This window comes from Bacillota bacterium (assembly GCA_023511835.1).
In the GTDB taxonomy this organism is placed as follows: Bacteria; Bacillota; Sulfobacillia; order JAIMAT01; family JAIMAT01; genus JAIMAT01.
Genome location: JAIMAT010000002.1, coordinates 35,636 through 55,459, shown reverse-complemented (window position 1 = coordinate 55,459; position 19,824 = coordinate 35,636). Strand labels below are relative to the sequence as shown.

Below are 19,824 nucleotides of genomic sequence, written 5' to 3'. Positions count from 1 at the left end.
CTCGCGCCGCTCCCGCGCCGGCACCCCGGCCTCAGCCCAGGCGCCGCTTCAGCTCCTCGATGAGCGGCGGCAGCACCTTCTTGTAGTCCTCCACCACGCCCAGCTCCGCGACCTTAAAGATGGGCGCGCTGGCGTCCTTGTTGATGGCCACCACGTGACGGGCGCCGGCGATGCCGGCCAGGTGCTGGCTGGCGCCGGAGATGCCCACCGCCAGGTAGAGGTCGGGGGCGACGATGTGGCCGGTCTGGCCGATCTGGTAGCTGGGCGGCACCCAGCCCGCGTCGACGGCGGCGCGCGAGGCGCCGACGGCCCCGCCGATCACCCGCGCCAGCTCCTCCAGCAGGGCGAAGTTCTCCGGACCGCCCAGGCCGCGCCCGCCCGAGACGATGCGCTTGGCTTCCTCCAGGCGGACGCCCTCGCCGCTCTCCTCGATCCGCTCCACCACCCGCGGCAGGCCGTCGGACGGAGGCAAGTCGGCCGCCACGCTCTCCGCCGCCGGCGCCGCGCCAGAGGAGGCCGCCTCGGCCGGGGCGAAGGCGTGCAGGCGCGTCACCAGCACGGCCGGCTCGGCCTCGACGCGGACGTGAGCCATGGCCTTGCCGCCGAAGACCGGCCGCACCGCCTCGAGTCGACCCTCCTCCACATGGAAGTCGACGCACTCGGTGACGCTGCCGCCGCCCAGCCGGTGGGCGAGGCGCGGTCCCAGCTCGCGCCCGGCGGCGTCGCCCGCCAGCACCGCCACGCCGGCCCCGGCGGCGCGCACGAGCGCCTCCAGGGCGGCCAGCCAGCGCTCCGGCTGGTACTCCCCGGCCGGTGCCGCCAGCTGCCAGACCTTCTGCACGCCGTAGGGACCCAGGTCGGGCAGCGGGCCGGTCGAGCCGACCACCGCCGCCTCCAGACCGGTACCCAGCGCTCGCGCGGCCGCGCCTCCGGCAGCCAGCGCCTCGAGTGCCGCCTTGTCCAGTCCGCCGTCGCGCAGGAGAAGGAGAGAGAGCACGCTCATGGCTCCAACCTCGCTTCCTTCACTTTCGGTGGAGTGCCGCTGCCCCCGACCGCCGGTCCGCCGGGACCGGGGGAAGGAGGCCGGCGGCCTGCTAGAGGACCTTCAGCGCCAGGAGCCGGTCCGCCAGCGCCCGCGCCTTGGCCTCGGCGTCGTCGCCCTCGATCCACTCGCACTGGCGTTCCTCCACCGGCACGTAGAGGCGCGTCACGCGCGTGCGCGCCGCCACCTCGCCGGCCGCCAGGCCCAGGTCGGCCAGGGTCAGGCGGGCGACCTGCTTGGAGCGGGTGGCCAGGATGTCGCGCGCCTTGGGGATGCGGAGCTGGTTGGCCTCGTCGTTGGTGACCGTCACCACCAGCGGCGGCGCCGCCTCCACCACCTCCAGACCGTCGGGCCCTTCGTGGCGGAGCCGGAGCCGGCCGTCCGCCACCTCGATGCGCGAGACGGCGGTGACGCAGGGCCAGCCCAGGATCTCGGCGGCGATGGGACCGGTCTGGCCGCGGTCCCAGTCGCCGGCTTGGCGCCCCACCAGCAGGACGTCACCCTGCAGGCGGCGCACCGCGGCGGCCAGGAGGAGCGCCGTCTGCGCGCCGTCGGGCTCCTCCAGCGGCTCGGTCTCCACCCGCACCGCCTCGTCGACGCGCAGGGAGAGCGCCTTGCGCAGCGCTTCCTCGGAGCTGGCCGGACCGGCGCTGAGCGCCACCACCTGGGTGGCGGGGTCGCGGTCCTTCATCTGGAGCGCCAGCTCCAGCGCGTTCTCGTCGAACGGGCTGATCACCAGGGAGGCCCTGCCCTGGATCGGGCGGCGGGCCTCCTCGTCGATGCGGAAGTCGCGGGGCGGGATCTCGGGGTCGAGGATGTACTTCAAACCGACGACCAGTCGCATGCGCAACCCCCCGTCGAGGAAGTCGGTCCGTTCCGGCCCTCCCCCGGGGGCGCGGAACGAAGCGGCGGAGACTGAACCGTCATTCAGTCTCCGCCGCCTTATTCTCGCTGGGCCCGACGCTTCCCTGTCGCCGGCCGCTGCCGCTTTCCGCCTCGCCCGCCCCCCGGAGGCACGCCCGGCGGGCGGCGGCCGCGGCTAGAAGGTGCGCAGGTACTGCTCCACCTCCCAGGCGTGGACCTGGCTCCGGTAGATCTCCCACTCGATCTCCTTGGCCTCCAGATAGTGCGAGAAGACGTGCTCGCCCAGCGTCTCCCGCATCAGCGCGTCCTTGCGCAGTTCCTCCAGCGCCTCGCCCAGGCTGCCCGGCAGCTCCTCCACGCCCAGCTCCTCCCGCTCCGCCGGGCTCATGGCATAGAGGTTCCGGTTGACCGGCTCGGGCGGCTCCAGCCGCTGCTCGATCCCCTCCAGGCCGGCCCGCAGGCAGGCGGCAAGCACCAGGTAGGGGTTGCAGCTGGGGTCGGGCGAGCGAAGCTCGATGCGCGTGCTCAGGCCGCGCTTGGCCGGAATGCGGATCATCGGGCTCCGGTTCCGGTAGGACCAAGCGATGTAGGTCGGCGCCTCGTAGCCCGGCACGAGCCGCTTGTACGAGTTGACCAGCGGGTTGGCCAGCGCCGTGATGGCGCGCGCGTGGCGGATGATGCCGGCGATGTAGTGGAGCGCCATCTCGGAGAGGCCGTCCGGCCGGCGAGGGTCGTAGAAGGCGTTCTCCTCACCGCGGAAGAGCGACTGGTGGAGGTGCATGCCCGAGCCGTTGACGCCGAAGAGCGGCTTGGGCATGAAGGTGGCGTGCAGACCGTGGGCCGCCGCCACCGTCCGGACCACGAAGCGGAAGGTGGCGATGGCGTCGGCGGTGGTCAGCGCGTCGGCGTACTTGAAGTCGATCTCGTGCTGCCCCGGCGCCACCTCGTGGTGCGAGGCCTCGATCTCGAAGCCCATCTCCTGGAGCGTCACCACCATGTCGGCGCGCGCCTCTTCGCCGCGGTCGACCGGCGCCAGGTCGAAGTAGCCGGCCTGGTCCTGGGTGCGCGTGGTGGCGTTCCCCTCCGGGTCGGTGTTGAAGAGAAAGAACTCCGGCTCCGGGCCCACGTTCATGACCAGGCCCTGCTCGGCCGCCCGCGCCATGGCCCGCCGCAGCACGCGCCGCGGGTCGCCCTCGAAGGGGCTCCCGTCGGGATGGGCGATGTCGCAGATGAGCCTCGCGGTGCGCGTCCCGTCCCCGTTCCGCCACGGGAAGATGACGAAGGTGGAGGGGTCGGGCTGCAGCACCATGTCCGACTCCTCGATGCGGACGAAGCCCTCGATGGAGGAGCCGTCGAAGGCCAGCTCCCCCGCCAGCGCCTTCTCCAGCTGGGCCACGGGGATGTCGACGTTCTTGATCACGCCGAGGACGTCGGTGAACTGGAGGCGGATGAAGCGCACATCCTGCTCCCGCACCGTCCGGAGGATCTCCTCAGGCGTCCTCCTGGCCATCCTTCCGCCTCCCGGCGCGGCGCCGGCGGGCAGGCCCGCCGTCCGCCGCCGATTCCTCGTCTTTACGGGCGCGCCCCTGCCGCCGCCTCTCCAGAAGACGGCTCAGCTCCCCCGCCTCGCGCACGGGGTAGAGCGAGGTCAGCCCGTGGCGCAGGAAGCGCTCCGGCGCCGCGTAGCGGACCGCCTCGCCCTCTGCCTCCGCCTCCGCCTCCGCGGCCAGCTCGCGGGCGATGCTCTGCAGGCTCCTGCCCTCGTCCAGCCAGCGCTTGATCTGGCGCAGGCGCTCCACCTGGGCGCGGGTGTACACGCGCTGGTGGCCGGGCGTCCGCGCCGGGCGCACCAGGCCCTTCGCCTCGTAGTAGCGGATCTGCCGGCTGCTCAGGCCGGTCAGCCGCTCCACCGTGCCGATGGAGAAGAGTTCCTCGCCTTCGCCGGACCGCCGCTCCAACCTTCCCGCCCCCTGCCGGGCTCCGGGATCGACGTGGCAGGAATCGTGCCCCGGTGTCGCCGCCTACAGTACCGGTCGCGAAATTCCCTGTCAACGGACGTCCCGGCGCGGCCGCGCCCCTGTCACCTGTCCGCGCAGCCAGGCGCGGATCTCGCGCACGCCCTCGCGCGTGGAGGCGCCGAAGGGGAAGACCGGCACGCCCGGCCAGCGCTCGCGCAGGCGGGCGAGGCCGGTGGGACCCCAGGTCCGGTCGATGCCGCTCACCACCGCCGCGTAGGCCGGCCGGCGGGCCCCCAGCGCCTGCAGCTCCGCGTCCAGGGGATGGAGCCAGTTCTCCCCGCCCTCGCCGCCCAGCGAGGGGCCGTCCAGGACGTGGAGGACCAGCGCCGCCTCCTCCAGGAGGAGAAGCGTCTCGCCCAGCCGCCTCCGTTCGGCCACCGCCTCCGGCAGCCGCTCGGGTACCGCGGCGCCCTCCACCACGAGGAGCGCCTCCACCCTCCCCCGCCCCGCGTCGAAAAGGAGGAGGCGACGCGCCACGCCCAGGGCAGGGACCCCCCGCTCCCGCTCCGGCGGCCGGCGCGCCAGGCTGGCGCGCAGCGACCAGCCCCTCCCCGCCTCTCCGCCGGCGGAGCCCAGCAGGCGGAGGAGGGCGCTCTTGCCCACCCCGGGCCGGCCGACTACGAGCGCCACCGGCGCTGGGCGGCTCACGGCTCCAGCTCTCCCAGCAGGTCGGCGGCCGTGATCTCCATCAGCTCCTCGCGGCTCCGCCGGTCCTCGCGCACCACGCGGCTGGCCTGGCGCCGGACGGCGCGCTCCACCAGGTTGCGCACGAGACGGGCGTTCCCCTGGGCGACGCGCAGCGCCCACTCGGGCCGCGCCAGCATCCGGCGCAGCTGTTCGAGAGCCTCCGGGGAGGCCCGGTACTCACGTTCGGCAAACATCAGTTCGCAGATGGAGACCAGCTGCGGGATATCGAAGTCGGGGAAGTCGATCTGGATGGGGAAGCGCGAGCGAAGGCCGGGGTTCTGGAGCAGGAAGTATTCCATCTCCAGGCGGTAGCCGGCCAGGATGAGGACGAAGCGCCCGCGGTAGTCCTCCATCGCCTTGACCAGGACGTCGATGGCTTCCTTGCCGAAGTCCTTCTCGCCGCCGCGGGCCAGCGAGTAGGCCTCGTCGACGAAGAGGATGCCGCCCAGCGCCCGCCGCACCTGCTCGCGCGTCCGCTGGGCGGTGTGGCCGATGTACTCGCCTACCAGGTCCGCCCGCTCCACCTCCACCAGGTGGCCGCGCTCCAGGAGACCCAGCGCCTGGTAGATGCGGGCCAGCAGCCGGGCGACGGTGGTCTTGCCGGTTCCGGGATTGCCGCGGAAGACCGCGTGCAGCACGGTCGGCTCGGTGACCAGGTGCTGCTCCTGGCGGCGGCGCTGCACTTCGACGAAGTCGGTCAGCTCGCGGACGAGCCGCTTCACCTCCTCCAGGCCGACCAGGCGGTCCAGCTCCGCCAGCGCCCGCTCCAGCTCAGCCCGGGCCGCCGCCCCCGCGTCGGCGCCGGCGGCCGGCGCGGCCGGGGGCGCGGCCGCCTGGCCCACCCGCTCGGGCTGGGCCGGCAGCCGGCGGAGGCGGCGCAGCGCCTCCAGGGGCTCGATCTCCCCGCGCTCCAGCGCCTCGGCGACGGCGCGCCCGGCCTCGCTCGCCACGCCCCATCCCCCTTCCGCAGCTTCATCTCTATGCCGGTCGGGCTTCCTGCCGCGCAGCCAGGGGCTTTCTCCCAGGGGAGGGAACGGCTGCCCGTCCTGCCTCGTCTCAAGGGGTGGCGAGCCGGCAAGGCGCCGGCGCCCCGGTGCGGGGCGGCCGCGCCCGGCCCGCCGGCGGAGGTGAGAGGGGATGGCGCCCGTCGTCCGCCTGATGGCGGTGACGCGCAGCTACCGCGCCGGCCAGGTCCGCGTCGACGCCCTGCGCGACGTCGACCTGACCGTGGAGGCCGGCGAGTTCGTCTCCATCATGGGCCCCTCGGGTTCGGGCAAGTCGACCCTGCTCAACCTGATCGGCTGCCTGGACCGCCCCAGCGCGGGCAGCCGCGAGATCGCCGGCGCGTCGACCGACCGGATGGACGACGGGGAGCTGGCCGAGCTGCGGAACCGCTTCCTGGGCTTCATCTTCCAGGACTTCCGTCTGATGCCCGATCTGGACGCGCTGGCCAACGTGGAGCTGCCCCTGGTCTACCGCGGCCTGCCCGCCCGGGAGCGCCACCGGCTGGCGCTCAAGGCGCTGGAGGAGGTCGGCCTGGCGGCCCGCGCCCGCCACCGTCCCGCGCAGCTCTCCGGCGGCGAGCAGCAGCGCGTCGCCATCGCCCGCGCCCTGGTCGGCCAGCCCGCGCTGATCCTGGCCGACGAGCCGACGGGCGCCCTGGATTCGCAGTCGAGCCGCATGATCATGGCCATCTTCCAGCGCCTCAACCGCGAGCGGGGCCTGACCATCGTGCAGGTGACGCACGACGAGCGCGTGGCGCGCCACGGCAGCCGCCTCGTCCGTCTGCTGGACGGGCGCCTAGTCCGCGACGAGCCCGTCGTCGAGCCGATCGTCGAAGAGGAAGCGGCGCCCGCCGCCGGACCGGCGGCGCTTCCCGCCGGGGCGACCGCTTCCGCCGGACAGGGGGGTGAACCCAGGTGATCCGCAGGGTGGCCGCGACGCTGGCGGTGATGGTGATCGTCCTGGGAGGCGGTTATCTCGCCTACCGCCGGCTCCTTCCTCCGCCGGTAGAGCCCTCCCAGGCACCGCTTTACGCCACCGCCACCGTTCGGCGGGGCGCCATCTCGGTGGGCGTGGAGACCACCGGCCCGCTCAACCCCGCGGAGGGGAGCGGACTCATGGTGCCGGTGGCGTCCGGCCAGAACCCTGGGGCCGCGCCCTCCTACGTGCTCCAGGAGATGCTCGTCCACGAGGGCGATCCCGTGCGGGCCGGCCAGGTGGTGGCGCGCCTCGCCGCCCCTGCCCTGCAGCAGCAGCTGCAGCAGGACAGCCAGGCCGTCCAGCAGGCGCGGCTCGACCTGGCCCAGCTGCTGGGCGTGACGCCCGACCAGGTGGACGGGATCGACCCGGCGCGCGGCATCACGTTGACGGCGCCCATCGACGGACGGGTGACCGGCCTCTCGCTCACCCTGGGCAGCCAGGTGAAGCAGGGGCAGCTGCTGGCCCAGGTGGTGGACGACTCCCACTTCGTGCTGGTGGCGCGGCTGGCACCGGGCGAGCTGCCCGGCGTGCGCAAGGGGGAGACCGCCTACCTGCGCTTCGACGAGTTCGACGGGTTGGTTCCGGCGCAGGTGACCGGCATCAACCCCAATCCCATCCCGACGCCGCTCTCCGAGCTCAACGACTGCGGCACCGGCGCCCCCTCCGGCTCCGGCAGCCAGGCGAGCGGGCCCTCCCAGTTCGTCTACTGGGTCACCCTGGAAGGGGTCAACCCGGGCCTACTCCGCCCGGGCATGCAGGCGCAGGTGGGCTTCGCGCGCGGCAACCGGGCCGGTTCCTCGGGCCCCGCCACGGGCGAGCCCTCCTCGATCAGCTGGCTCCGCTACTGCCAGCAGATCGAGAGCTACGGGCAGAGCGAGGCGCTGACCAGCCCCGCCGACGCCTCCGTCACGCGTCTCTTCGTCCAGGACATGCAGCCGGTCCGCCGCGGCGACCCCCTCCTCACCCTTTCGGGAAGCACCTTCCAGTCCTCCGTGGAGGCGAAGCTTGAGAGCCTGCACGACGCCGAGCAGAAGCTGGCCCAGGACCAGGCCCAGGCGAGCCTGCTTGAGGTCCGCTCGCCCATGGACGGCATCGTGGTCGGCGTGCCGCCCCTGCAACCGGGCGCCCTGCTGCAACCCGGCCAGTATCTGGGCCAAGTGCTCAACACCGCCCGCATGCAGCTCTTTGCCCAGGTGAGCGACGTGGACGTGGTCAAGGTGAAGCAGGGCGCGCCGGTGCAGGTGACGGTGGACGCCCTGCCCGGGCGGGTGCTCCACGGCACGGTGACCAACGTGGCCATGATGGGCAAGGACCAGAGCGGCGTCACCCAGTTCCAGGTCGTCATCCAGGTGGACGGGGTGCCCGAGCTGCGCCCCGGGATGCAGGCCCGGGCCCACATCGACGCCGGCAGCGCCAGGGACGCCCTGCTGGTGCCGGTGGAGGCCATCTTCGAGGAAGACGGCCAGTCGAAGGTGGAGGTGATGGAGAGGAATGGCACCGCGCGGACGGTGATCGTGCGGCTGGGGCTGGTCAACGACCGCTACGCCCAGGTGCTCTCCGGCCTCAAACCGGGCGACCGCGTGATCACCGGCAGCTCCGCCGACCTGCTGCCCAGCCAGCACCTCACCTCGCCCAGCCTCCTGCCGGGCTCCTCCACCCAGGGAGGCCAGGGTGCTCCGGGCGGTTCCGGCTCCGGCGGCCCGGGCGGCGCTCCCGGCGGCGCCGGTGGCCCGACTAGCGGCTCGGGCTCGGGCGGCTAGGGGGTGACGACATGCTCCGGCGGGTGGCGGGTACGGCCCGGCGAGCGCTGGTGAGGATGGCCTTCGCCCTCCAGGTGGCCTGGCACGGCGTGCTGGCCCGGCCGCTCCGCTCCGTCCTCACCGTGCTCGGCGTAGGCATCGGCGTCGCTTCGGTGATCGGGCTGATGGCCATCGGCGAGGGTGCGCGCCAAGCGGTGGTCCGCCAGTTCGAACGCCTGGGGAGCAACGTGATCGTCATCAAGGCGGAGGACCCCAACGTCCACCTCGACCCCGCGGAGGCGGCCACGCTGGTCGAGCGCGTCCCCTCCCTGGAGGCGGCCACGCCCATCCTGACCAAGTCGCTGGCGGTCCGCTGGCGCTGGAGCCGGGGGAGCCTCCCGGTGCTCGGCGTCTCCGCCGAGTACGTGCGGGTGCGCGGCCTCGACCTCCTCTCCGGCCGCTTCTTCAACGACTTCCACGTCCGCCGGCGGCTCCACGTGGCCGTCATCGGCTACGAGCTGGCGCGCGGCCTGCTCAACGGGCGCGATCCGGTCGGCTACAGCCTGACCGTGAGCGGCCAGGAGTTCCGCATCATGGGGGTGCTCGCCCCGCGCCCGGGCGACCCCCAGGAAGTGGACCGGAGTATCCTCATCCCCTACACGCTCGCCGAGGAGCTGATGCAGCGGAACGACGCGGACGAGATCTGGGTGAAGGCCCGCTCGCCCGAGGAGGCGCAGCTGGCCGTCGCCCAGCTGGGGCGCATCTTCCGCCGCCAGCTGGGCCTCGACCAGTCCGCCCCCGCGCCCGGACCGGGAGGACCGGGCGGACCGGGCGGGCTCCCTGCGGGCGCGCTCCCGGCCGGTCCGGGTGGCGGCGCCCCCGTCCGGCCGCCTGCCCCTCCGGGCGGCGGGGCGTCGCAGGCGGGTTCCCCGCTTCCTGCCGGTCGGGAGCTGCTGAGCATCACCAACCTGAACCAGATGATCCGGGAGGCCGACCGCGCCAACCGCGTGATGACTCTCCTGCTGGGGGGCATGGCGGCCGTCTCGCTGCTGGTGGGCGGACTGGGGATCATGAACATCATGCTGGTGGCGGTGGCCGAGCGCACCGGCGAGATCGGCCTGCGCCGGGCGCTGGGCGCGAAGCGGGGCGACCTGGTCACCCAGTTCCTGCTGGAGGCGCTGCTCCTGAGCGCCGCCGGAGCGGCGGCCGGGGTCGGCGCGGGCCTCTGGGGGAGCCGCCTCTTCGCCCGCTACGGCTTCGAGACCGTGGTCACGCCCGAGGCCGTCCAGGTGGCCGTCCTGGTGGCGCTCGGCTCGGGTCTCGTCTTCGGCGTCTACCCGGCGCTCTCGGCCGCCGCGCTGGAGCCGGTGGAGGCGCTGCGCCGTTGAGGTGGCCTTCCCTCGGCCAGCCGGCGGGGCGCGCCGCCCGCGGCGCGCCCCGCCTCCCCCGGGCCCGTCCGGCCCGTCAGGCGCTCTGCCCGGCCCGGCCGTAGGCGTCCTCCAGCCGGACCACGTCCTCCACCTCGGGCGAGGAGACCTCGAAGAAGCGGACGTCCGAGGCCGCCAGGACGCGGTGGCGCGTCCCTGGCGGGATGGTCACATGGAGGCCCGGCCGGATGGGAATCTCCCGATCACCCAGGAGCAGCGTCCCGCTCCCCTCGACGAAGTACATGCTCTCCATCTTCCGCTCGTGGTACTGGAGGCTGAGCGAGCCGCCCGCCCGCACCTCGATGATCTTGCCCACGTAGCGCTCCGTCTGCGCCCACCAGATCTCGCGGCCCCAGGGCTTCTCCACCACCCTGGCGCCGTCCCCGACCTGCGGCTCGATCGTCTCCATCGTTCACCCGCCTCCGTCGCTCAGCTGCCCGTGGCGCCCAGCGCCGGCTCCGCCTCCGCGCGCACGCCCTCCGGACCCTGGCCGGCCAGCGCCGCCCGCGCGCGCTCCGCAGCGTAGAAGGCGAGGAGCCAGGCCAGCGTCGACTCCGCACCCTGGTTCCGGTTGACCCCGTCGGGCCCCAGGCCGTCGTGGCAGCCTCCGGTGGCGGGATCGACCAGCGGCAACCCCGCCAGGTTCCGGCCCAGGAACCAGGCCAGCGCCGCCTGCGCCCGCTCCAGGTGACGCCCGCGGCCCAGCGCCGTCGCCGCCTCGGCATGGGCCAGCACCATCCAGGCCGGGTCGACGGGCTGCTGGTCGAAACGCGCCTTCTCTCCACCGCGCGGGTACCAGCCGCGGTTGCCCACCGGTACCAGCAGCTCGCCCTCCCAGCTGACGCCGTCCAGCCAGCGCAGCATGGTCTCGCCGGCCCGGGTCGCCTCCCGCCAGCCCCAGCTCCGCCCCGCGGCCAGAAGGGCGGCCGGCAACGCCGCGTTGGCGTAGGTCAACCGGTCCTCCAGCCACTCCCAGTCGGGTCGCCTCTCGGCATGGTAACGCTCCAGCAGAAAGGTGGTCAGCCGCTCGCCCGTCCCGGCCAGGCGCCGCCCGAGGTCGCCGGAGCCGACGGCCTCCGCCGCCCGCGCCAGGCCCAGCAGGGCGAAGGCCGCGGAGCGGACGTAGCCCAGCCGCCCCGCCGCCTCCAGCGAACCCTCCAGCCAGAGCCGTGCCGTCTCCGACCAGCGCGGCTCGCCCGCCGCCACAGCCTCGCCCAGCGCCCAGACCGCCTGTCCGGTGGCGTCCTCGCTGCGGCCGCCCGGCAACGGACGACGGTCATAGCCGAACTCGTTGTGGAAGGAGCCGTCCGCCTGACGCGCCCAGCCCAGGAAGGCGAGGTAGCGGTCGGCCAGCACCGCCGCCTCGCGCTCCCCGCGCCGGTAGGCCCAGAGCGCCGCGATCAGCGCCCGCGCGTTGTCGTCGGTGGTGTAGCCCGTGGCGCGCAGCGGGATGGCGCCCGCGGCGTGCTGGATGAGTCCGGTCTCATCGGTCATCCGCCAGAGATGGTCCAGCGTGGGAGGCGGCAGCCTCATGGCGCGCCACACCTCCCTCCATCGCCAGCGCGCCGGCCCGACCCCCGCCCAGCGGCAGGAAGCGGAAGGCACCCTCGCCCCCGCCCGCGGGCGCGGCCACCTCGCCCACCAGCTCGGCGTACGCCTCGGCCACGCGCGGCCAGGCCATGGAGCGCCCGACCAGCCTCGCCCGGCGCTCCATGCCACGGCGCAGGCGCGGCGAGGCGAGGATGGCGCGGACCGCCTCGGCCAGGGCGCCCGCGTCGCGGAAGGGCACCAACAGCCCCCGCCCGTCGGCCAGCAGCTCCTGCGCGTAGGCGTAGGGGGTGGAGATGACCGCCTTGCCCAGGCCGACGGCGTAGGCCAGCGTGCCACTGGAGATCTGCTCCGGCGAGAGGTAGGGCGTGATGTAGATGTCGGAGGCGGCCAGGTACTCCACCAGTGCAGCGTCGTCCAGGTAGGCGTCGACGAAGCGCACGTGGCGCTCCACGCCCAGCTGGCGCGCCCGCGCCTTGAGCATCTCGCGGTAGGACTCCCCCGAGTGGCGCAGGACGCCCGGGTGCGTCTGTCCCAGCACCAGGTAGAGGAGGTCGGGGAAGTCGGGGACCAGCTCAGGAAGCGCCTCGATCACGTATTCGATCCCCTTCCCCGGGTTGATCAGACCCAGGGTGCAGAGGACCGTCGCCCGCTCGAGACCGAGGCGCCGCCTGACCTCGTGGCGCGAGGTGGGCAGGCCGTCGGGCGCCCCGTGCGGGATGTGGACCAGCCGCGCGGGGTCGACACCATACACCTCGGCCAGGATCTCGCGCGCGCGGCGCGCCAGCACCACCACGCGCCGGGCGCGCGCCGCCATCCGCCGCACCACCTCGCGCTGCCGCGGCGTGGGGCGCCGCAGGACGGTGTGCAGCGTCACCACCCAGGGGATCTCCAGCGACTCCACCAGCTCCAGGACGTCGCTCCCGTCCTGCCCGCCGAAGATGCCGTACTCGTGCTGCACCACCAGCGCGGAGGCGCCCGAGCGGTTGAGCAGACGTGCCGCCTCGCGGTAGGCGGGCCGGTCCTCGCGCGCGATGGCGGCCACCACCTCCGGCGGATAAAGGGAGGCGGGGATGCCGTCGCTGACCGCCAGCACGGCGGGGCGCTCGGCGGTGACCGCCTCCATGGCCCCCACCAGGTGCTGCGTGAAGGTGGCGATGCCGCAGCGCTGGGGAGGATAGGTGCTCAGGAAGACCGGACGTCCCTGTAGCGAGGCCGTTCCCGATGCGGTTCTCCCTTTGGCGACCATGCGACCACCCCTTGCCCTGCGCTCCGGGCGCGTGTGCCTCCCGCCCCGTCGCCACGGCCAAGGAGCGCGTTGAAACTTAGTATGCCGGTCCGGACCCCGGCATACCCGGCGACCTGGCAAGGATTGACTGGAGCCATCGTTCCACCGGGCCGGGGCCGCCCAGGCTGAGGTTGAACCAGGTGGCCCCAGACAACCGGTTGCGGAACCAGCTCATCTGTCGCTTGGCGAAGCGTCGCGTGTCGCGTTCGAGCCGCTCCAGCGCCCGCTCCAGCGGCAGGCCGTCCAGCAGGTGGGCGGCCAGCTGCCGGTAGCCCAGCGCCTGCATGGAGGCGGCGGAAGGCGGCACGCCCCGGGCCAGGAGCCCCCGCACCTCCTCCAGGAGGCCGTCCTCCATCTCGCGCACGATCCGGCGGCGGATGCGCGCAGCCAGTTCTTCCCGGTCGCGGCAGAGCCCCACCACCACGACCCTGCCCAGCAGCTCCCGGTCGGTCCGCGCCCGCTCCCCGGCCGGCGGCCCGGCGGGATCGCCGGAGAGCGTCCGCCCGGGCGCGAGCAGGGCGCGCTCCAGGGCACGCACGACACGGCGCGGGTTGGCCCGGTCGACGCGCCGGCAGGCCTCCGGATCGCGCGCCGCCAGCTCCCGGAGGAGCGGCTCCAGGCCTTCCGCCTCGAGGCGTCGAACGAGTTGGCGTCGCAGCTGGGGCGAGTGCGGGGCGAACGTGTAACCGCGCAGAAGCGCTTCGACGTAAAGGCCGGTACCCCCGGCCACGATGGGCAGCCGCCCGGAGCGGCGACACGCCGCGATGGCGTCCCGTGCCGCACTCAACCAGCTTGCGACACTGAATTCCGCAACCGGTTCTGCCAGATCAAGACAATAATGCGGAATCTTCCGGCGCTGGTCAAGCGGCGGCTTGTCCGTCCCCACGTCGAGGCCGCGGTAGACCTGGGCCGAGTCGGCGGTCACCACCGCTCCGCCGAAGCGCTCGGCCAGCGCCAGGGCTACCTCGCTCTTGCCCACGGCCGTGGGGCCGACCAGCACCAGCGTCCAGCGCTCGCGCCCCCCGTCCTTCAACGCCGCAGGAACCTCCGCGCCAGCTCCTCCTCCCCGATGCGGATCGCGGTCGGCCGCCCATGCGGGCAGGTCCATGGCTGCCGGCAGGCGGACCAGCGCGCCAACAGGGCCGCCTGGGCCGGCGGCGCCAGCGCGTCGCCGGCGCGAACCGCCGCGTGGCAGGCCAGGCGGGCCCGGGCGGCGCGAAGCCGCTCCTCCCAGGCGCCCGCCGGCTCGGCCTCGTCGAGCAGCTCGGCGAAGAGCTGCTCCGGCCCGCGCACGCCCGCGGGCACCGCGCGCAGCCAGAGGCTCGCCGGACCGCCCGGCTCCGCCCGGAAACCCAGCGCCTCCAGCAGCGACCGCCGTGCCTCCCAGGCCGCCCGGCGGCCCCGGTCAAGGGCGACGCTGGCGGGGACGGCCAGGGGCTGGGCGAGCCCTGCGCCCGCGCCCCCCTCCAGGCGCTCGAACCAGTACCGCTCGTCGGCCGCGTGCTGGTCGACCAGCCAGAGCTCCTCCGCCCCCTCCGCGCCGCCCAGGCAGAGCAGATAGGTGGCGTGAAGCTGGGTCAGCGGGCGGAGCGGCGGCAGCCGGCCGGGCGACTCCCTCTCACCGGCCGCGCCCTCCCGCGCCGGGCCGAGCGCCCCTGGCGGGGCGCCCTCCTCCGCGGCGGCCTCCGCCCCCGCCGGCGCGTAGAGCTCGAGCCACTCCCAGGTGGCCGCCGGCTCGCGCAGGCGCTCCGGGGCGGCCGGGGGTCCTCCCGCGGGCGCGCCGCCGCCGGAGGCCGCGCGCGGCCTCCGGCCCGCCTCGAGCGCGCGGCGGAGCGCCGCGTGGACGGCGCCGTGAACGGCCCGCTCGCGCAGGAAGCGGACCACGCGCTTGGCCGGGTGGACGTTGACGTCCACCTCGCCGGGCGGAAGCTCCAGCGCCAGAAGGAGGACCGGGTGGTGGCGGAGCGGGAGCAGGTTCCGGTAGGCTTCCTCGGCCGCCATGCGCAGGGCCAGGTTCTCCACCGGCCGCCCGTTGACCGCCACACGCTGGAAGGTGCGCGACGCCCTCCCCAGCCCGGCCGGGCTCGCGAGTCCGGAGAGATGCAGGCCCAGCGGCGGCCAGAGCTCCTCCAGCGGCAGGAGTGAGGCGGCCAGCTCCTCGCCCCAGAGCGCCGCCACCACGTGGCGCAGCTCGCCGTCGCCCGGCGTCTCCAGCAGCGGGCGGCCCTCGTGGAGAAGGCGGAAGGCCACCTGGGGGCGGGCCAGGGCGTGGCCGGAGACGACTTCCTCGCAAGCCAGGAGCTCGGCGCGCGGCGAGCGCAGGTGGGCGCGGCGCGCCGGCATGTTGTAGAAGAGGTCGAGCACCTCCACCCGCGTCCCGGGCGCCATGGCCACCGGCTCCAGGAGAGGTTCGGCGCCCGGGCGGAGGCGCAGGCGGCGACCGGCCTCCAGCCCGGGCGGGCGGCTCTCCAGCGTCAGGCGGGCGACGGCCGCCACGCTGGCCAGCGCCTCGCCGCGGAAGCCCAGCGTGCCCAGCCGCTTCAGGTCCTCGAAGCGCTCCAGCTTGGAGGTGGCGTGCCGCTCCACCGCCAGCGGCAGCTCGTCGGGGGCGATGCCCTGGCCGTCGTCCCGGACGCGGATGGCGGCACGCCCGCCCTCCTCCAGCTCCACCACCACCCGGCGGGCGCCGGCGTCCAGGGCGTTCTCCACCAGCTCCTTGACCACGGAGGCCGGGCGTTCGATCACCTCGCCGGCGGCGATGCGCTCGGCCACCTCCGGCGGCAGGCGGCGGATGGTCACCGGTGCCGGCCTCCCCCGGCGGACGCCGCCCTCACGCCCCGCCCCCCCGGAGCAGCGCCTGCCAGGTGGCCAGGCGCTGGAGCGCCTCCAGCGGCGTCGTCCGCTCCACGTCCAGGCTGCGCAGCTCCTCCAGCACTTGGACCGCCTCCGGCGGCGGCAGGAGCGAAAGCTGCTCCGCCTCCGGCGAACCCTCCAGGCGGCCGCGCGCCTCGCGCCGTGCCTGCTCGCGCTCCAGCCGCTCCAGGATGCGCTGCGCCCGGCGCAGCACCTCCGCCGGCACGCCGGCCAGGCGCGCCACCTCGATGCCGTAGCTGCGGTCGGCCGCCCCGGGACGGACGCGGCGCAGGAAGAGGATCCGTCCCCCTTCCTCCTCCACCGCCATGGTCAGGTTGACCAGCGCCGGCAGCTTCGCCTCCAGCCCGGTCAGCTCGTGGTAGTGGGTGGCGAAGAGCGTCCGCGCCCCCACCCGGTCGTGCAGGTACTCGGTGACCGCCCAAGCCAGGCTGAGCCCATCGAAGGTGCTGGTGCCGCGGCCCACCTCGTCCAGCACCACCAGGCTGCGCGCCGTCGCCTGGCGGAGGATATGCGCCACCTCGCCCATCTCCACCATGAAGGTCGACTTGCCCGCCGCCAGGTCGTCGGCCGAGCCGATGCGGGTGAAGATCCGGTCGACGACGCCCACGTGCGCCGACTCCGCCGGCAGGAAGCTTCCCACCTGCGCCGCCAGCACCAGAACCGCCACCTGGCGCGCATAGGTGGACTTGCCGGCCATGTTGGGCCCGGTGATCAGGAGCACCCTCCGCTCCGGCCCCAGGAGCACGTCGTTCGGGACGAAGCTCCCCGGTGGGAGCGCCCGCTCCACCACCGGATGGCGCCCCTGGGCGATCTCGATGCGCTCGCCCTCGTCCACCTGCGGGCGCACCCAGCCGCGCTGGGCGGCCACCTCGGCCAGCCCCTGGAGCGCGTCCAGCCGCCCCAGGGCGCCACCCAGCGCCCGCAGGCGCGCCAGCTCCGCCCCCACCCGCTGGCGGAGCGCGGCGAAGAGCTCGCTCTCCCGCCGCAGGAGTTCCTCGCGCGCGCTCTCCACCCGCTCCTCCAGCGCCCGCAGCTCCTCGGTGACGAAGCGCTCGGCGTTGGCCAGCGTCTGCTTGCGCACGTAGTCGGGCGGCACCAGGTGGCGCTGCGCGCGAGAGACCTCGATGTAGTAGCCGAAGACGCGGTTGTAGCCCAGGCGGAGGCTGCGGATCCCCGTCCGTTCGCGCTCGCGCCGCTCCACGGCGCGGATCTCCTCCTCGCTGTGGCGGCTGAGCGCGCGCAGCCGGTCCACCTCGGCGTCGTAGCCGGGACGGATGACGTCGCCCTCGCCGGGCGCGACCGGCGGCTCGTCGACCAGCGCGCGGCGGATCTCCTCGGCCAGATCCGGCGGCGGCTCCAGCGCCGCGGCCAGCCCCGCCAGCAGCTCCGGCAGCTCCATGCCCGCCAGGAGGCGCTGCGCCTCGGCCGCCGCCTCCAGCGTCTGGGCCATCTCCAGCAGGTCGCGCGGGCCGGCCAGGCCGAGGACGGCGCGCGTGGCCAGCCGCTCGGCGTCGCGCACGCCGCCCAGCAGTCGCCGCAGGCGGGCGCGCTCCAGGGGGTGGCGGACCAGGGTCTCCACCGCGTCCAGCCGCCGGTTGACCGCCTCCGCCCGCGTCAGCGGCCGCTCGATCCAGCGCCGCAGCGTGCGCAGGCCGGGGGCGGTCACCGTCCCGTCCAGCGTCTCCAGGAGCGTCCCCTGCCGCCCCCCCTCCGGGCCGCGCTGCACCAGCTCCAGGTTGCGGCGCGTGGCCGCGTCCAGGAGCATCACCTCGCCCGGCTGCAGGAGGCGGATCTCCGTCAGCTGGGCGACGCCGGCCGGTTGCGACTCGGCCAGGTAGGCCAGGAGCGCGCCCGCCGCCGCCGTCCCCTGCGGCCTCCCCTCCAGGTCGAAGGCGTCCAGCGAGGCGAGCCCGAAGTGCTCGCGCAGCCGAGCCTTCGCCCGTCCCGGCTCGAACTCCCGCGGCGGGCGCAGGGTGAGGCGGAGGCCGCGGTTCCGGACGGCCTCCTCCAGCTCCCCGGCGACGCCCTCCGGAAGGAGCACCTCGGCCGGCTGGAGGCGGTCCAGCTCCTCCAGCCAGCCCTCCTCGCCGCCGCTCCACTCGCCGGCGCGGAACTCGCCCGTGGAGGCGTCGGCGTAGGCCAGGCCCAGCGCCTGCCGGCCGGGCGCCAGCGCCGCCAGGAAGTTGTTCTTCCCCGCCTCCAGGAGGCCGGGCTCCAGGAGCGTCCCCGCGCTGATGACGCGGATCACCTGGCGCTCCACCAGCCCCCTGGCCAGGCGGGGATCCTCCATCTGCTCGCAGAGCGCCACCCGGTAGCCCTTCTCGACCAGGCGGCGGATGTAGCCCTCCGCCGAGTGGTGGGGGACGCCGCACATGGGCACCCGGCGGCCCTTTTGCAGCTCGCGCCCGGTCAGGGTGAGATCCAGCTCGCGCGCGGCGATCTCGGCGTCTTCGAAGAAGAGCTCGAAGAAGTCGCCCAGCCGGAAGAAGAGGAGCGCCTCGGGATGCTCGCCCTTGATGCGCAGGTACTGCTCCAGCAGCGGCGGGGCGCCGCGCCCCTCGGCGCGCGCGCCGTCCGCCGGCTCGGCCGCGCTCATGCCCCCAGGCGGGCCGCCGGCCCGGCCGCCAGCCCGCACGAGGCGCAGCCTCCCGCCCGGGCCGCGGGCCCGCCGGTCAGCGCCGCCGAGAGCACGTCCAGGACGGCACCGGTCAGCGCCTCCACTCGCAGGCGCGCCTCGCGGTAGCGCCGGCCCGCCTCCGCGTCGGCCGTACCCCGCTCGGCCAGGAGGGCCTCGGCCGCGCGCAGCTCGCGAACCTCCTCGCTCTCCTCCAGCGCCCGGGCCAGTTCGCGCGCGCGGATCAGCACCTCCGCCCTCACGCCCGCCCACCTGCCAGCGCCGCCGGGCGGGCCTCCGGACGGTCGGCCGGGACCGCCTCCAGCGTCCAGGTCTGCGCCCGGGTGATGCGCACCCGCCTCCACTCGCCCGCCCGCACCTCCTCGCCGGGGAGGAGGACCAGCTTGTTGCCGCGCGTCCGCGCCGTAAAGACGGAGGGGTCCTTGCGGCTCGGCCCCTCCACCAGCACCTCCACCTCGCGGCCCACCAGCGCCTCGTTCTTCTCGCGGGCGATGGCATAGACCAGCTCGTTGAGGCGCTCCAGGCGGCGGTGCTTCTCCTCCTCACCGGCGGGGTCGTCGGCCAGCCAGCGCGTCGCCACCGTGCCGGCGCGCGGCGAGTAGACGAAGGTGAAGGCGTTGTCGTAGCGGACCCGCCGGACCAGCTCCAGCGTCGCCTGGAAGTCCTCCTCCGTCTCGCCCGGGAAGCCGACGATGATGTCGGTGGTCAGCGTCGCGCCGGGGATGCGCTCGCGGATCCGCTCCACCGTCTCCAGGTACTGGGCGGCGGTGTACTTCCTGTTCATCCGCCGCAGGACGGCGTCGGAGCCGGACTGGACGGGCAGGTGGATGTGCTCGCAGACGTGCTCGGTCTCGGCCAGCGTCTCGATCAGGCGCGGCGTGAAGTCGCGCGGGTGGGAGGTCATGAAGCGCACCCAGCCGATTCCCGGCAGACGGTCGACGTCGCGCAGCAGGTCGGCGAAGTCGTAGCGCTCGGGCAGGTCGTGGCCGTAGGAGTTGACGTTCTGGCCCAGGAGGGTGATCTCGCGGTAGCCCTCCTCCACCAGCTGGCGCACCTCGGCCAGGATCTCCTCCGGACGCCGGCTCCGCTCCCGGCCGCGGGTGTAGGGGACGATGCAGTAGGTGCAGTACTTGTCGCAGCCGTAGATGACGTTCACCCAGGCGCGCACGCCGGGCGCACGGCGGGAGGGCAGGTGCTCCTGGACGCCCTCGGCGTACTGCCAGACGTCCACCACCATCTCCTCGCTCTGCCGCGCCCGCTCGATCAGCTGGGGCAGCTGGTGGAGGTTGTGCGTGCCGAAGACCAGGTCGACGAAGGGCGCCTGCCGCCGGATCCGCTCCACCGCCTCGGGCACCTGCGCCATGCAGCCGGCGACGCCCAGGATCATCGCCGGATTTCGTGCCTTGAGCGGCTTGAGGCGCCCCAGCTCACCCAGCTGCTTCTGGTCCGCGTTGTCGCGGATGGTGCACGTATTGAGAAGGACGACGTCGGCCTCCTCGGGCCGCTCCGCCGCCTCGTAGCCCATGCTCTCGAGCTGCCCGGCCAGGATCTCGCTGTCCCGCTCGTTCATCTGGCAGCCCCACGTGCGGATGTAGTACCGCCCCGTCAATGGAAGACCCCCCGCTCGTGCTGCCGGCATTATACCCGCCGCCCGGAAGGCGGGTCCAAGGCGCGGCCGCCGTCGCGGGCAAACGCCCCAGCGAGGGATTGTGGAAGACG

At 74.5% G+C, this 19,824-nt stretch carries 17 protein-coding genes; 3 read left to right on the top strand and 14 right to left on the bottom strand.

Going from position 1 to position 19,824, the window contains the following annotated elements; all coding sequences use genetic code 11:
- Nucleotides 1–31: 31 nt before the first annotated feature.
- The 6 genes from K6U79_00835 to K6U79_00810 form a co-directional block, all read right to left on the bottom strand.
- A complete protein-coding gene (locus K6U79_00835; protein MCL6520903.1) occupies nt 32–1,003 on the bottom strand; it encodes an electron transfer flavoprotein subunit alpha/FixB family protein in 972 nt (323 codons plus the stop codon).
- A 91-nt stretch (nt 1,004–1,094) separates the two neighbouring features.
- Entirely contained in the window at nt 1,095–1,892 is a 798-nt protein-coding gene (locus K6U79_00830; GenBank protein MCL6520902.1) for an electron transfer flavoprotein subunit beta/FixA family protein, read from the bottom strand.
- Between the two features lie 189 nt (nt 1,893–2,081).
- Nucleotides 2,082–3,416 (bottom strand): type I glutamate--ammonia ligase, encoded by a 1,335-nt coding sequence (glnA, locus tag K6U79_00825; protein ID MCL6520901.1) that lies wholly within the window; start codon nt 3,414–3,416, stop codon nt 2,082–2,084.
- Nucleotides 3,397–3,864 carry a MerR family transcriptional regulator gene (locus K6U79_00820; protein MCL6520900.1) on the bottom strand — a complete coding sequence of 156 codons (468 nt, stop codon included), beginning with the start codon at nt 3,862–3,864 and terminating at the stop codon, nt 3,397–3,399. Before K6U79_00820 ends, glnA begins: the two co-directional genes overlap by 20 nt.
- A 90-nt stretch (nt 3,865–3,954) precedes the next feature.
- The gene (locus tag K6U79_00815; protein ID MCL6520899.1) at nt 3,955–4,572 is read right to left on the bottom strand and encodes a hypothetical protein; all 618 of its coding nucleotides are present in this window, start codon (nt 4,570–4,572) and stop codon (nt 3,955–3,957) included.
- Complete coding sequence (locus K6U79_00810) at nt 4,569–5,510, bottom strand: AAA family ATPase (GenBank protein MCL6520898.1); 942 nt, start codon at nt 5,508–5,510, stop codon at nt 4,569–4,571. Before K6U79_00810 ends, K6U79_00815 begins: the two co-directional genes overlap by 4 nt.
- A gap of 238 nt (nt 5,511–5,748) precedes the next feature.
- Between K6U79_00810 and K6U79_00805 the strand changes: the two genes are divergently transcribed.
- The 3 genes from K6U79_00805 to K6U79_00795 are packed head-to-tail and all read left to right on the top strand — an operon-like array spanning nt 5,749 to nt 9,721.
- Nucleotides 5,749–6,534, top strand: a complete 786-nt coding sequence (locus K6U79_00805; GenBank protein MCL6520897.1) for an ABC transporter ATP-binding protein — start codon at nt 5,749–5,751, stop codon at nt 6,532–6,534.
- Nucleotides 6,531–8,354: an efflux RND transporter periplasmic adaptor subunit gene (locus tag K6U79_00800; GenBank protein MCL6520896.1), complete on the top strand. Its 1,824-nt coding sequence runs from the start codon at nt 6,531–6,533 to the stop codon at nt 8,352–8,354. The genes K6U79_00805 and K6U79_00800 overlap by 4 nt, the downstream gene beginning before the upstream one ends.
- 11 nt (nt 8,355–8,365) lie before the next feature.
- Nucleotides 8,366–9,721, top strand: coding sequence for an ABC transporter permease (locus tag K6U79_00795; protein MCL6520895.1), 1,356 nt, complete (start codon nt 8,366–8,368; stop codon nt 9,719–9,721).
- A 76-nt stretch (nt 9,722–9,797) separates the two neighbouring features.
- Here K6U79_00795 and K6U79_00790 read toward each other — a convergent pair whose 3' ends face one another.
- The 8 genes from K6U79_00790 to miaB all read right to left on the bottom strand — a co-directional run bounded on the left by K6U79_00790 (nt 9,798) and on the right by miaB (nt 19,744).
- Nucleotides 9,798–10,169, bottom strand: a complete 372-nt coding sequence (locus K6U79_00790) for a cupin domain-containing protein (protein MCL6520894.1) — start codon at nt 10,167–10,169, stop codon at nt 9,798–9,800.
- Between the two features lie 20 nt (nt 10,170–10,189).
- Nucleotides 10,190–11,293: a glycosyltransferase gene (locus K6U79_00785; GenBank protein MCL6520893.1), complete on the bottom strand. Its 1,104-nt coding sequence runs from the start codon at nt 11,291–11,293 to the stop codon at nt 10,190–10,192.
- Nucleotides 11,244–12,557 (bottom strand): glycosyltransferase family 4 protein, encoded by a 1,314-nt coding sequence (locus tag K6U79_00780; GenBank protein MCL6520892.1) that lies wholly within the window; start codon nt 12,555–12,557, stop codon nt 11,244–11,246. Before K6U79_00780 ends, K6U79_00785 begins: the two co-directional genes overlap by 50 nt.
- A gap of 76 nt (nt 12,558–12,633) precedes the next feature.
- Nucleotides 12,634–13,629 (bottom strand): tRNA (adenosine(37)-N6)-dimethylallyltransferase MiaA, encoded by a 996-nt coding sequence (miaA, locus tag K6U79_00775; GenBank protein ID MCL6520891.1) that lies wholly within the window; start codon nt 13,627–13,629, stop codon nt 12,634–12,636.
- Nucleotides 13,626–15,395: a DNA mismatch repair endonuclease MutL gene (mutL, locus tag K6U79_00770; GenBank protein ID MCL6520890.1), complete on the bottom strand. Its 1,770-nt coding sequence runs from the start codon at nt 15,393–15,395 to the stop codon at nt 13,626–13,628. Before mutL ends, miaA begins: the two co-directional genes overlap by 4 nt.
- A gap of 31 nt (nt 15,396–15,426) precedes the next feature.
- Nucleotides 15,427–18,066: a DNA mismatch repair protein MutS gene (mutS, locus tag K6U79_00765; GenBank protein ID MCL6520889.1), complete on the bottom strand. Its 2,640-nt coding sequence runs from the start codon at nt 18,064–18,066 to the stop codon at nt 15,427–15,429.
- The gene (locus tag K6U79_00760; protein ID MCL6520888.1) at nt 18,063–18,347 is read right to left on the bottom strand and encodes a YlbF family regulator; all 285 of its coding nucleotides are present in this window, start codon (nt 18,345–18,347) and stop codon (nt 18,063–18,065) included. Before K6U79_00760 ends, mutS begins: the two co-directional genes overlap by 4 nt.
- Complete coding sequence (gene miaB, locus K6U79_00755) at nt 18,344–19,744, bottom strand: tRNA (N6-isopentenyl adenosine(37)-C2)-methylthiotransferase MiaB (protein ID MCL6520887.1); 1,401 nt, start codon at nt 19,742–19,744, stop codon at nt 18,344–18,346. The genes K6U79_00760 and miaB overlap by 4 nt, the downstream gene beginning before the upstream one ends.
- Nucleotides 19,745–19,824 lie beyond the last annotated feature (80 nt).

Excerpts from the sequence above, each read along its gene's own strand:
- K6U79_00835 (MCL6520903.1), bottom strand. The coding sequence starts at position 1,003 with ATGAGCGTGCTCTCTCTCCTTCTCCTGCGCGACGGCGGACTGGACAAG.
- K6U79_00790 (MCL6520894.1), bottom strand. The coding sequence starts at position 10,169 with ATGGAGACGATCGAGCCGCAGGTCGGGGACGGCGCCAGGGTGGTGGAG.
- glnA (MCL6520901.1), bottom strand. The coding sequence starts at position 3,416 with ATGGCCAGGAGGACGCCTGAGGAGATCCTCCGGACGGTGCGGGAGCAG.
- K6U79_00795 (MCL6520895.1), top strand. The coding sequence starts at position 8,366 with ATGCTCCGGCGGGTGGCGGGTACGGCCCGGCGAGCGCTGGTGAGGATG.
- K6U79_00780 (MCL6520892.1), bottom strand. The coding sequence starts at position 12,557 with ATGGTCGCCAAAGGGAGAACCGCATCGGGAACGGCCTCGCTACAGGGA.
- K6U79_00785 (MCL6520893.1), bottom strand. The coding sequence starts at position 11,293 with ATGAGGCTGCCGCCTCCCACGCTGGACCATCTCTGGCGGATGACCGAT.
- mutS (MCL6520889.1), bottom strand. The coding sequence starts at position 18,066 with ATGAGCGCGGCCGAGCCGGCGGACGGCGCGCGCGCCGAGGGGCGCGGC.
- miaB (MCL6520887.1), bottom strand. The coding sequence starts at position 19,744 with ATGCCGGCAGCACGAGCGGGGGGTCTTCCATTGACGGGGCGGTACTAC.
- K6U79_00805 (MCL6520897.1), top strand. The coding sequence starts at position 5,749 with ATGGCGCCCGTCGTCCGCCTGATGGCGGTGACGCGCAGCTACCGCGCC.